Origin of the sequence: Paenibacillus sp. PAMC 26794, assembly GCF_000316035.1 — a bacterium.
Classification (GTDB): Bacteria; Bacillota; Bacilli; order Paenibacillales; family Paenibacillaceae; genus Paenibacillus.
Genome location: NZ_ANHX01000011.1, coordinates 164,188 through 176,475, shown reverse-complemented (window position 1 = coordinate 176,475; position 12,288 = coordinate 164,188). Strand labels below are relative to the sequence as shown.

General features: G+C 47.0%; 8 protein-coding genes. All 8 read right to left on the bottom strand.

The annotated features are described in order from the left end of the window. Positions 1-51 precede the first annotated feature (51 nt). Positions 52-1,023, bottom strand: coding sequence for an AAA family ATPase (locus D829_RS0105860; RefSeq protein ID WP_017687921.1), 972 nt, complete (start codon positions 1,021-1,023; stop codon positions 52-54). 110 nt (positions 1,024-1,133) lie between these two features. Next, a complete protein-coding gene (locus tag D829_RS0105855; protein ID WP_017687920.1) occupies positions 1,134-1,697 on the bottom strand; it encodes a DUF402 domain-containing protein in 564 nt (187 codons plus the stop codon). Positions 1,698-1,999: 302 nt separating this feature from the next. Beyond that, complete coding sequence (locus D829_RS0105850; protein ID WP_017687919.1) at positions 2,000-4,660, bottom strand: PBP1A family penicillin-binding protein; 2,661 nt, start codon at positions 4,658-4,660, stop codon at positions 2,000-2,002. Positions 4,661-4,832: 172 nt separating this feature from the next. Beyond that, positions 4,833-5,075 (bottom strand): RNA chaperone Hfq, encoded by a 243-nt coding sequence (gene hfq / locus D829_RS0105845; protein WP_017687918.1) that lies wholly within the window; start codon positions 5,073-5,075, stop codon positions 4,833-4,835. A 373-nt stretch (positions 5,076-5,448) separates the two neighbouring features. After that, positions 5,449-6,396, bottom strand: a complete 948-nt coding sequence (miaA, locus tag D829_RS0105840) for a tRNA (adenosine(37)-N6)-dimethylallyltransferase MiaA (protein WP_026081022.1) — start codon at positions 6,394-6,396, stop codon at positions 5,449-5,451. Further along, on the bottom strand, positions 6,386-7,171 hold the full coding sequence (locus D829_RS0105835) for a class I SAM-dependent methyltransferase (RefSeq protein ID WP_017687916.1): 786 nt from the start codon (positions 7,169-7,171) through the stop codon (positions 6,386-6,388). Before D829_RS0105835 ends, miaA begins: the two co-directional genes overlap by 11 nt. Before the next feature lie 17 nt (positions 7,172-7,188). After that, a complete protein-coding gene (gene mutL, locus D829_RS0105830; RefSeq protein ID WP_017687915.1) occupies positions 7,189-9,405 on the bottom strand; it encodes a DNA mismatch repair endonuclease MutL in 2,217 nt (738 codons plus the stop codon). Between the two features lie 21 nt (positions 9,406-9,426). Beyond that, positions 9,427-12,228 carry a DNA mismatch repair protein MutS gene (gene mutS / locus D829_RS0105825; protein WP_017687914.1) on the bottom strand — a complete coding sequence of 934 codons (2,802 nt, stop codon included), beginning with the start codon at positions 12,226-12,228 and terminating at the stop codon, positions 9,427-9,429. Positions 12,229-12,288 lie beyond the last annotated feature (60 nt).

Here is a 12,288-nt window from a genome sequence, read left to right as displayed (position 1 = left end):
TTAAGCCGAACCGGTTGGCCCGGCCGGCTAGTGTAAAAACTATATTATCGCTTACTTTCGCTCAAAGTTCAAATCCTCTGTACGGATTGTCATCAGCTCCAGTTTTCCTGGACTGCCTTCCGAGTAATGTTCCAACAAACGAACCGCCTGATGCCTGATCGAACGCTCAATGGCATTACGAACGTATCTGGCGTTACTGAACGCATGCAGCGAATCATTTTTTTCCTGAAGCAAATGTTGCTTTAGCTTGAGTATGGTCTGAGGCATTAGAATATAATCACGCTCTTTGGCCATAATCTCAGAGATTTGAATCAACTGATCAATGCTATAGTCTGGAAACTCCACTTGAATGGGGAAGCGGGAAGGTAATCCAGGGTTCGTCTGGAGAAAAAAATCAATCTCATCTGAATAACCAGCTAATATAAGGATGAATTGGTTTTTATTGTCTTCCATTGATTTTACAAGCGTATCAATAGCTTCCTTCCCAAAATCCTTCTCTCCACCGCGGGCCAAACTGTAAGCTTCATCAATGAACAATATCCCACCGAGTGCCTTCTTAACCAGATCTCTTGTTTTCTGTGCCGTGTGACCGATATATTCTCCAACCAGATCCGCACGCTCTACTTCAATAAGATGACCTTTACTCAACACACCCATCTTCTGAAAGAGTTTGGCAACGATCCTCGCCACTGTGGTCTTACCAGTCCCCGGATTGCCTTTGAAGATCATATGATACACGTGCGCACCACTAAGTAGGCCTGCTTCAGTGCGCATCTGAGCAATCTGTAGGAAAGCATAAATCTCAAATACCAAGTCTTTGATATTTTCAAGTCCAACCAGTTGCTCCAATTCACCCTGTATCTCCTGGAAGTGCGCATGTTTGGTTATACTCTTGGCTGCCTGTACTGCCGCTGCTTCATCTTTGACCAACATCTGAGGTTCCTGGTTACGCAACACAATATTAATTTGTCTGGATGGTCTGCCTCCTGGTTGCTCTCCTGCAGCCATGACCCGTCCGTTCATTCGCCATCACCTCTATTTTATCGGGCTGAACTCTCCTGATTATTAATGTATTCTATCAGGTGCTCCAATATTAGAAGGATCATGAAGAATTCTACGGATAGGTACATGTCTCAAATCTGAATGTTTTTTCGAAACTCTCCGTTCTCAAACAAACTCTGCCTGTGCTTCAGCGATAACTGAAAGTATGGGAATACATGTGCATCAATGGCATGCAGCAGTTCCTTGGCCGTCTTGTTCGCCAAGTCATAATCACCTGTCGTAATATGCTTCCGTGACAATGCATCTTCAAGCTCATCTTCATCCAGCAAAAATACTTCTCCATCTTTCAGTACAACGACATCCAGATACAGGTCATCAAACCAAGGAACACCCTGATCGGTTATCCCCTGACTGCGACATGTATCAATATACCATTCCACAATCCGTTTCTGATCGTCAAACATCGCCGTAACTACAAAATGTTCTCCCTTCGGATAGTATTGCAGCCAAGAATAACCTTTATCTGCGATACAGAAGGTACTGCCTCCATAAGTTTTCCACAGAGGTTCTTTCAAATCCTGTATGGTGTACAACGTAATATAACCTGTGAAAATTTTGGATTGAACGAACCGGCATGTGAATTGTCGGTTCGTAATCCGGCGCCAGTTCGCGCGGTCCCCGAATTTCCGTTTCATACGAACCCCTCTTTGCCGACTACAGGTCCGTGACCTGCTCTGATGTTATTGGTGAACAATGTAATAACGTCCGCATGATGGATTCCAGCGCTCTGGGCCCGCCCTTGCACAACATATTACGAATAGTTACAGCTTACCATATTTAAGGTTTACACTCAAAATCAAGCTTTGTCCCACCTATTCATCAAATCAGCTTCCATTACAGTTGGTTCTGTATAACACAAAAAACTGCTTCACCGGTTTCCCGGGAAGCAATTTTTTTTCAATGTAGCTATAATGTAGCTATTTAGTGATTCGTTGGCTTAGCCGGCGGTTCCAGCTTGAGAATCTGCAGGTGCATCTGTCCCTCCAGTATCCCCACTTGTTCCGCTGTCCGGGGTTACAACCTCGCCTGGCGTTGTTACGGCCCCATCATCGGGACCTTCACCATTTCCGCCTGGATCTGTTGTTCCCTGACCAGGTGGGGTCGTATTTCCTTCCCCAGGTTGACCGTTTCCGCCGTTATTACCGCCGTTGCCATTGTTTCCGTTATTACCATTACCATTTCCGTTGTTGCCATTTTCATTTCCATTACCGTTATTACCGTTCGAATTGCCATTATCCGGTGAACCATTGTCCGGATTCTCCGTACCTGGCTGCTCAGGATCTATCTCTGTTCCAGGGTCTATACCAGGATCAGGTTCCTCCGGCAGTATTTCCTGCGCTTCAATCATCAAGGAAATAGTGTTGGAAGGATCCGTCTCAAGTCCTGATGCCAAGTCGTAAGCTGTCACATAGTACTCATAGGTTAGACCAGGCAACGCACTTAAATCTTGTGCATTGGTCGCTCCTATTGCATCAATGAGATGAGTGAACTGGGCTTCAGATGTTTCTTTCCGATAAATCCGATATTGCGTACTCGCGTCACCCGTTCCAGTCCAACTCAGGGAGACAGTTTGTGCATTTGGATCGTATGATCCACTCAGCCCACTAACGGACAGAGCCGGCTTTTCTGGTTCTTCTACTGGCGGAGGTGCCTGCCCTCCAGCTGGTGCTTTGAATTGCTTCACTGGAACGCCTTTTAAAGCATCTCCCATGACTTTGGCAAAGAAAGCTGCTGACAGCTTACTGCTGTTCTTAAGCATATGATTGCCATCCGGATTGTCATAGCCCATCCAGACTGCGGCAGTCCATTCCGGGGTGTATCCAACAAACCATACATCACGGTTGGCACTGTTGCCAGAGATACCACTTTGAACTGTTCCTGTTTTACCCGCTACCGGACGATCCAGACGTGCTGAACGCCCCGTACCGTCATTAACAACGTTCTGCAGCATCTGTGTAAGCTGATACGCATTTTGCTCACTCATGACACGCGTTGTGTCCGAGTTATCGTGTTTGTACGTGGTTTTGCCTGCGCTATCCTTAATTTCCTTAATCGAATAGGCTTGACGGTATTCTCCGAGGTTGGCAAATGCACTATAGGCTTGCGCCATTTCCAGTGTATTTGTACCTTTACTTAGACCACCGAGGGCAATTGCCAAGTTTTTGTCTTCATCTGTCAGCTGTATACCTACACTCTTGGCAAAATTAATGCCTGTGTTAACGCCTATTTTATCAAGCAGCCAAACCGCAGGAATATTTTCCGACTTCGTAATGGCTTCCGTCATACTGATCGTTGAAGAATATCCATGCAAGTTACCAGGACAGTAGTTACCAAAACATTGCTTCGCATTACTCAGCGACGAATTGGCACTGTAATTTCCTGATTCAAGCGCAGGTGCATAAGACACTATCGGTTTAAAAGCTGAACCTGGTTGTCTTCGGCTCTGCGTTACACGGCTATAACCTTTAGTCTGATAATCCCGTCCACCCAGGAGGGCAACGAGGCTGCCATTCTCATGGTTCATGATAACCATGGAGCCTTGGACCTGTTGATCGTCTTTACTTGCCTCGAACAGACTATCATCTGTGAAGGCAGTTTCCATGGCTGTTTGAGCCTGAGCATCCATAGTTGTATAGATTTTGTATCCGCCGATATTCAGATCATCTTCCGTTTTACCTGTTACACGTTCAGCTTCACGGAGCACATAATCGATAAAACCTTGATACTTCTTGTCTTTCTCTGGTCGCTTGTAGTTATAATCTACATCTTTTGCTTTATCCATCTCTTCCTTCGTGATGTAGCCTTGTTCATACATTAGTTGGAGAACAACACCACGACGTGCCTTGGAATCGTTCGGATTGCTCACCGGATTGTAGGCAGAAGGCCCCTTGGGCATCGCGGCGAGTGTGGCAATTTCCCACAAATCCAGATCATTCAGATTTTTTTTACCAAAATAAAATTCAGATGCTGCTTTAATCCCGTAACGCTGATGACCGAAGAAAATCCGGTTCAGATACATCGTCAGGATTTCGTCTTTTGTGTATTTGCGCTCTAATGCCATGGCAATCGATACTTCCGTTGCTTTACGGAAGAACGTTTTGTCACGGGACAAGAACATGTTCTTGGCAAGCTGTTGGGTTAGTGTACTACCACCTTCCACCATGGAACGAGCCATGACGTCCTTAACCGCCGCACGCCCAATGGACCAGATATCCACGCCCTGATGATCGTAGAAGCGTTTATCCTCCGTTGCAACAAAGGCTTGCTTCACTAGCTCAGGAATATCATCTTCTTTGACGGGGTCCAGCTTCTGAATGGACAGTTCCCCCATTAATTGGCCATTGCGATCATATACTTTTGAAGTTTCATTAATTGTAGTTTTGTCCTTGTTGGCTTTGAGCAGATTTTCACCACTCACCATAATAAATAAATATCCGCCTAGTGCACAGAATATGGCGATTGCCATTGTGAAAAACAGTGTCCATCCAACGCGTTTACCCGTAATTTTTTTATTTTTAGAGGTCTTTGGCTTCGCTTTTTTGGGTGACTTATTATTGTTGTTGCGATTGTTAGACCTCGACAACGGATCGTTTGGCATGTTACCTCCTGACTCCCTTTCGGTTGCATAATTTCTAATCGTCTGTAGGCTTAGGCATATAATAAACATATTTTGCCCGGAATGAAAAGAACAACCCTTTATATTCAGGTTGCTCTGTTTCAATACCTATACTTGTAGACGAAATGGTTGGTGAAAAGGTTTCGTAATTTTTTTAAGCTTCGCCGCTGTTATCTTGCTGCATCAGCGATACGCTGCGTTGCGGCGTGAACGTGGAGATGGCATGCTTGTAGACCATTTGCTGGCGTCCGTCGCTGTCAATGACGATCGTAAAATTGTCAAATGCCTTGATCGTCCCGCGGATTTGGAACCCGTTGGTCAGATAGACCGTAGCAGGAATATTTTCTTTCCGCAGTTGGTTCAAGAACGTATCTTGGATGTTGATGGACTTGTTCATTAGCCGTACCCCCATTGGTTCATTTGAATTCGTGTTCAAGTAATATTCAATATCGCTGAGTAGCTTTCGTGCTATTATATCATGAACAGTTTCATATAATCCACAAAAACCCCTTGTCTGCTATTTTACACCCATTCTTGGCGAGGAGAACAAATAGAAGACTTATCCATTATACACCGCTTGTCCGTTTTGCAAAAGAGGGACAATTTTTTCAGTTTAAAGCACATTTATTCGTTGTTTGGCGAATGCTTAATCTCTACCATCTGTTCTAGTGATAAGTAAAAACCTCTATCCTTTTGATGACTAAAAGGTAGAGGTTTACATATCTTGATCTAATCGATGCCTGTCAGAAGAATACTAACAATCGCTCAAATCAATCAAATTTCCGTGTAATCAATTCACTTATCTGCTTGTATTTCCCTTCAAAATCCTGGGTATCCGTCATGTCCACCCATTCAATATCCTTCATATGGCGGAACCAGGAAAGCTGCCGTTTGGCAAACCGACGTGTATCCCTCTTCAACCACTCAACCGCAGCTTCCCAACTCACTTCCCCTTGCAGGAACGCTGCAATCTCCTTATACCCCAGTCCTTGCATGGAAATATGACCTCTGGCCACTCCGCGTTCCAACAGAGACTTCACTTCATCCACCAGACCTTGTTCGATCATCAGATCAATCCGCTCTTCTACCCGGGCGTACAACTTCTGCCGATCCATTGTCAAACCAACAATAAGAAGGTCATAAGGCGACTCTTTCTTCTGTACTGCCAGCTGATCAGACCACTTCTCGCCTGTGAGATGATGGATCTCAAGCGCACGTACAATTCGCCGCTGGTCATTCGGATGCAGACGATCCGCACTAACGGGGTCAACCTCCCTCAATCGATCATGAAGGGCCTGAGCTCCATTTAACTCAGCATAGCTGAATTGTTCCTCTCTGAACGCCTCGTCCGAACCGCTATCCGAAAATTGGAAGCCGTAACATACCGATTCCACATACAGACCGGTGCCACCTACAATAAAAGGCATTTTACCGCGTTCGTGAATTTCACTAATCAATCGTGTACAACTCTCCTGAAACTCGGCCACAGAATACGGATACTCCGGTTCATGGATATCAATGAGATGATGGGGTACACCCTTCATTTCTTCAGAGGTAATCTTGGCTGTTCCGATATCCATTTCACGATATACCTGCATCGAATCCCCTGAGATTATCTCACAATTGAAAGCTTGGGCAAGCTCGATGCTCATTCTTGTTTTGCCTACTGCTGTTGGTCCAACCAGCACAAGCAGTTTAGGTTTTTGTTTAACTTCCACTTTCAACATTAATCACTCCGTACAGGGTTTTTGCATTCGCCCGATCAAGTATTTCAAATCCGAGCCTGTCAAACTCCGCGCTGCCGCGCTTTTCTTTCATTACTACCCGTTTACGGGCAACCCGTTTCGCTTCCATAATACTCTGTTCATCCAGCGCGTGATCATTCGCATAATCTCGCAAGGGCTGTATAGCACTTGAATCCATCATTGGTTCACGGAACATGGGGTCAAAATATACGGTGTCACAGCTTTGATCTGGCAACGATCGAAGCAAATCGAGATGATTCGCATGATGCAGCTCAATACGCCGGAAAGCTTCATTTACCGCTGGCTTGATCGTCTCATATTGAGACATCCCCTCCACTAAGAGTGTATATAGTGGAAGAGAGCTCTCACATGCAATCACCCGTCCACTTTTGCCCACTGCAACCGAGAACACCAGTGCATCCGTGCCCAGTCCGGCTGTACAATCGATGATGGTATCCCCTTCATTCACCGCCCCCGCCTCCAGCAGTGGATCAGGTTCTCCTCGCAATATACGTTTGGCACGAACAAATCCCATGCTGGGGTGGAACTCCAGCAACGGTGAATCCTTCCGAAATAGACGCACTTTACCCTGGAGTACAACCAGAACCTCCTCCGCCTCATAGTGTTCAATCATCATGGGCAGAGACATTTTATTACGGCGCACGTAAGTACCCCCTGTTGTTTCAGCAAGGTTTCGGGCCCGCTCCACAAGTAAAGCCGCTTCCTTTTCACCGGTTGTAATATACATAGATTCCTCCTAAATAGCTACATAACACGTTTGAACAATTTTTCCAGATCATATGTTGAAAATGAAATCACAATCGGCCGCCCATGAGGACAAGTGTAGGGCTGACGACATGAACCCAGACGCTGAATCAGCACTTCCGCTTCCTGATCCGTCAGCTTTTGATTCGCTTTGATGGACGCCTTGCAGGAGCACATAATGGATGCAGCTTCTCGCATCTTGGCCACATCTATGCTGCGTTCGCTTAGTACCCATTCGGACATTTCTTCGATAATGTCTTTCTCGTCCCCTTTGGGGAACCAGAACGGGTGGGAACGCACGCGGAACGTCTGTCCACCGAAATGCTCCAAATATACACCTGCCTGCTCGAACCAGGCCAGCCTTGTTTTCAGCTTTTCCGTCTCCGAAGGTGTGAACTCCAGCGTAATAGGCAGCAGTAACTCTTGTGAGGCCTGGGCAGGATTGCCAAATTTCTCGTAATAGTACTCATAATTCACGCGTTCATGAGCGGCATGCTGATCAATCAAATATAAACCTTGGTCATTTTGCGCGATCAGATACGTACCATGATGCTGCCCGATCAGACTCAGCTCCGGAAATACGGGCATGGATGCATCCGATTTAATGGCAGCAGCAAGTTTAGTGGCATCAGGCAGACCTGAGGTTTTCCACGTCCGTTCACCTCTTGCAATCGAAGACGGGTTGTAGGTTGACCGAGCTTCTCTAACCGGTGAATATACGGAATCGGAGCGATACGTAGCTGGTTTGCCTTCAGCCAGCGGTTTCTCTGTTGCTCCACGACCTCCACCATCTTGAGAAGACAGGTCCGTTTTGGGAAAAGCTTCGGAAGAACTTGTACTTACATTCTTAGTACCTTCCTGCACGTTAGCGGTTGTCTGCCCCCCATCATGACTAGCAATCTTCTGCAAAATATCCCCGTTCCAACTTTCTAACTGCTCTGGGGGGTGTGTAATCTCAGGTGGAGCTTCGGGCAACGGCACTGTCTGTCCCTGTTCAGATACCGGTTGTGCTGTGGACACATCCGCCGGAGCATCCAAATCCAGATCATCATCTTCGGCAGTCAACTTCAGCGGTGCAGCAACAGGTTTCCCAAGTGGACCTTGTTGACCATATCCTTCTGCATCAGATGCATCTTTCAGCGGACCACGTGGAAAGAGGAATTGTTCCTGGATAAAGGAACTATCGTCTCCACGTCGAATCTGCTGTTTTTTGACCTGTGGAATCAGTACCTCCTGCCGGAGTATCCCCCGCAACGTCGTCTCTATGAATTCATACAGTTCTGGTTCCTTGCTAAAGCGAACCTCCAACTTGGCCGGATGCACGTTCACATCCACAAGAGATGGGTGCATCTCCAACTGCACCACGACAAGCGGGAAGCGATTAATGGGCAGCAAGGTATGGTAGGCTTTGAGAATAGCCTGATTGAGACCGTAATTGCGAACAAATCGCCCATTAACAATCGTTGACATACCATTACGATTCGCTCGTGTCCATTCTGGCAGGCTGATCAGCCCACTCACCCGGTAATCCAGACTTTCAGCCTGGATGGGAAGCATCGCTTTGGCAGCACTTGTCCCATAGATCGCTGCAACCACTTGCAGCAGATCGCCATTACCCAACGTCTGAAGCAACACATTCTCATTATGGCGCAGTCTGAACGAAATGTTTGGATGAGACATCGCCATTCGGTAAAGGACATCTGATATATGTCCCAGTTCCGTCTGGATCGTTTTCATATATTTGAGTCTGGCAGGTGTATTGTAAAATAGTTCTCTCACTGCAAAATCTGTACCTTGGGGTGAGGTTGCATCTTCATGAGAGACAAGGTTACCGCCTTCAATCACGATGCGGCGCCCCCGCCCATCATTGTCACTTGCCGACAATACCTCTACCTTGGATACTGCAGCAATACTCGCCAAGGCTTCTCCACGGAATCCAAGACTTGTGATCTGGAACAGATCTCGGCCATGGGCTATTTTGCTGGTCGCATGACGATAAAAGGCGGTTTCCATGTCCTCTGGCTCAATACCTGTACCATTGTCTTTGACACGAATACTGAGGAGTCCTCCCTCTTCCACCGTCACTTCAATCTTGGTGGCGCCTGCATCCACCGAGTTTTCGAGCAACTCTTTGACAACTGAAGCAGGCCGTTCGACCACTTCACCCGCCGCGATCTGGTTGGCAATATGTTCATCAAGCACATGTATTTTCGCCACAGTTTTTCCCCTCCCTTATACTCAGGATAATTGCTGTGCCTTTAATTTAAGATCATTCAATATCTGCATCGCCTGAAGAGGCGTCATATTCATGACATCGATATCTTTCATCGTACGGATGAATTCTCGCGCTGGTTTATCCACCACAACTACATCCGGTTTCGTTGCCACATTCGGCTCATCATCCCCAAAGATAGACAGTTGAACCACATCCGAATGGTTTGCGCCGGACTGTCCTTTGCTGTTTGATTTCTTGGCATGTTGCTTCCCGACCGAATCTTCAATAGAAACTGTGTAGTCTGAACTTTCCACAGTCTCATGCTCCCGAATCAATGGTGCTGAATCCGTGTGTTGGAATTCTACACCTTTTACATTCAGGCTCGCTTCCTGCTTTTCTTTTCCGATGTATTCACTGCCCACCGCTACCTGAGCAGCAGCATGTTCAAACCCATGCAACAGTCCATTAGCCCGCTCAATAATGCTATCAGGCAGACCTGCAAGGCGTGCACAATAGATACCATAACTGCTGCTGGCTGCCCCGGCAATCAATTTGCGCAGGAAATTAACTTTGTCACCGCTCTCCTGTACCGCCATAGAGTAGTTGGCCAGCTTGTCCAGACTCTCCTCCAGATGAGCAAGCTCATGGAAATGAGTTGATACAAGAGCTTTACAGCCGATAATATCGTGTACATATTCAATAACAGACTGTGCGATAGCCATACCTTCGCTGGTTGACGTTCCCCGTCCCAATTCATCGATAATAATCAGACTACGTGGTGTGGCTTTGTCCGTCATAACCTGAATGTCGGCCATCTCCACCATGAATGTGCTTTGTCCACCAATGAGATCATCCGCGGCACCGATCCGTGTGAAAATGCGATCCATGATCGGCAATTCCGCCTGACCCGCAGGCACAAAACAACCCACTTGCGCCAAAATGGAGATTAAAGCAACCTGTCGCATATACGTACTCTTACCAGCCATATTCGGACCGGTAATCAGCAGAATACGTGCCTCTTCCTTGGTCATTGCCGTGTGATTGGCAATAAATGCGCCATCTCGCATGACCGCCTCAACCACTGGATGGCGTCCTTCTTCCACAACCAGATCATAACCGTCGGTCAACGTAGGCCGTACAAAGTTGCGCTCAGCACTGATCACCGCAAAAGATTGATACACATCAATTTCCGCTACCTGTTCAGCCAGCTTCTGCAATCTTGCAATCTCTTTGTTCAGCCGCTCGCGCAGTTCTGCGAACAGCCCATACTCAATATCAACCATTTTGTCCTGAGCTTCGAGAATCAACGTCTCTTTTTCCTTCAACTCCGGCGTAATGTAACGTTCTGCATTGGCAAGTGTCTGTTTACGTTCATAACGTCCCTCAGGCAACGCGGACAGATTGGACTTGGTGATCTCGATATAGTAACCAAACACTTTGTTATATCCAATCTTCAGCGATCGAATGCCTGTCGCCTCACGCTCTCGCGCTTCCAGCTCCGCAATCCACTGTTTCCCGTTAACCGAAGCCTCACGCAATTCATCCAGACGTTCATGGTACCCTTCACGAATCAAGCCTCCGTCCCTTACCGATACCGGCGGCTCGTCCACAATGGCTTGCCCGATGGCTTCACGCAGATCATTGCAATCATCCATCGTTTCGGCAATATGCTGCAGCGTTGCAGAAGATGATCCTGCGCAATGCTGCCGTAGCCCTGGAATTTTCTCCAGTGATGACTTGAGCGCATTCAGGTCACGACCATTGGCATTACCAAACGCAATCCGGCCAACCAAGCGCTCCAGATCATAGATGTCTTTGAGTTCTGCCCGCAGGTCCTCACGCAATATAAACTGGTTGTACAACGTATCCACTGCTTCAAGACGCTCATTAATCTTCCCTTTTTGCAATAATGGCTTATCGACCCAGCGACGCAGCATTCTTGCACCCATGGACGTCTCCGTCCGATCAAGCAACCAGAGTAATGAACCTTTTTTGGAGCGTTCACGCACAGTTTCCACCAATTCCAGGTTTCGGCGGGTAAACGGGTCTAAAATCATATAATGATCCGGCTCATACGTTGAGATTTGTGTTAATTGTCCCAGAGAACGTTTCTGTGTCTCACTCAGATAGGAGAAAAGACGTGCAATGCACGCTTGACGTTCAGGCTCTAATCTTGCCCACACAGCCTCGCCAAACTGCTGACGGACCAGATCTTCCTTATTCTTTGTCCAGGACGTGTAGACCACCGGGCGTCCGATTGGAGATGCCTCGGCTTCTACCGTTTCAAGCAGCGCTGCATCCCCCACCAGCTCCGATGGTTCGTAGATGCCGATTTCATCCTTGAGCCATTCCTTGGAATAAGGTACGGATGTCACATACAACTCACCCGTTGACAGATCACAGGCCGCGAGCGCCAGCGTATTTTGATTACCTGTAAGACACACCATGTAGTTGTTGGATTTGTCCCCCAACGTTTTGCCTTCCATCACCGTTCCGGGTGTAACCACACGTACAATTTCACGGCGTACCATGCCTTTGGTTACACTCGCATCTTCCATCTGTTCACATATCGCAACTTTATATCCTTTTTCAATCAGACGCTGTATGTAATTGTCAGCCGAATGATAAGGTACACCGCACATCGGAATTTTGTCATCCGTGCCTCCGTTGCGTGCGGTCAGCGTGATCTCAAGTTCACGGGAAGCATTAATCGCATCCTCGAAGAACAATTCATAGAAGTCACCCAGTCTAAAAAATAGAAAAGCATCTTGTGCTTCGGCCTTCACTTGCAAATATTGTTGAATCATTGGCGTATACTGAGCCATGATGAATATCCTCCATCCCGTTCCTATAATGTCAAGAAGAAACGCGTCCTGGAAGGACAA

Excerpts from the sequence above, each read along its gene's own strand:
- D829_RS0105860 (WP_017687921.1), bottom strand. The coding sequence starts at position 1,023 with ATGAACGGACGGGTCATGGCTGCAGGAGAGCAACCAGGAGGCAGACCA.
- D829_RS0105855 (WP_017687920.1), bottom strand. The coding sequence starts at position 1,697 with ATGAAACGGAAATTCGGGGACCGCGCGAACTGGCGCCGGATTACGAAC.
- D829_RS0105850 (WP_017687919.1), bottom strand. The coding sequence starts at position 4,660 with ATGCCAAACGATCCGTTGTCGAGGTCTAACAATCGCAACAACAATAAT.
- hfq (WP_017687918.1), bottom strand. The coding sequence starts at position 5,075 with ATGAACAAGTCCATCAACATCCAAGATACGTTCTTGAACCAACTGCGG.
- D829_RS0105835 (WP_017687916.1), bottom strand. The coding sequence starts at position 7,171 with ATGTATATTACAACCGGTGAAAAGGAAGCGGCTTTACTTGTGGAGCGG.
- mutS (WP_017687914.1), bottom strand. The coding sequence starts at position 12,228 with ATGGCTCAGTATACGCCAATGATTCAACAATATTTGCAAGTGAAGGCC.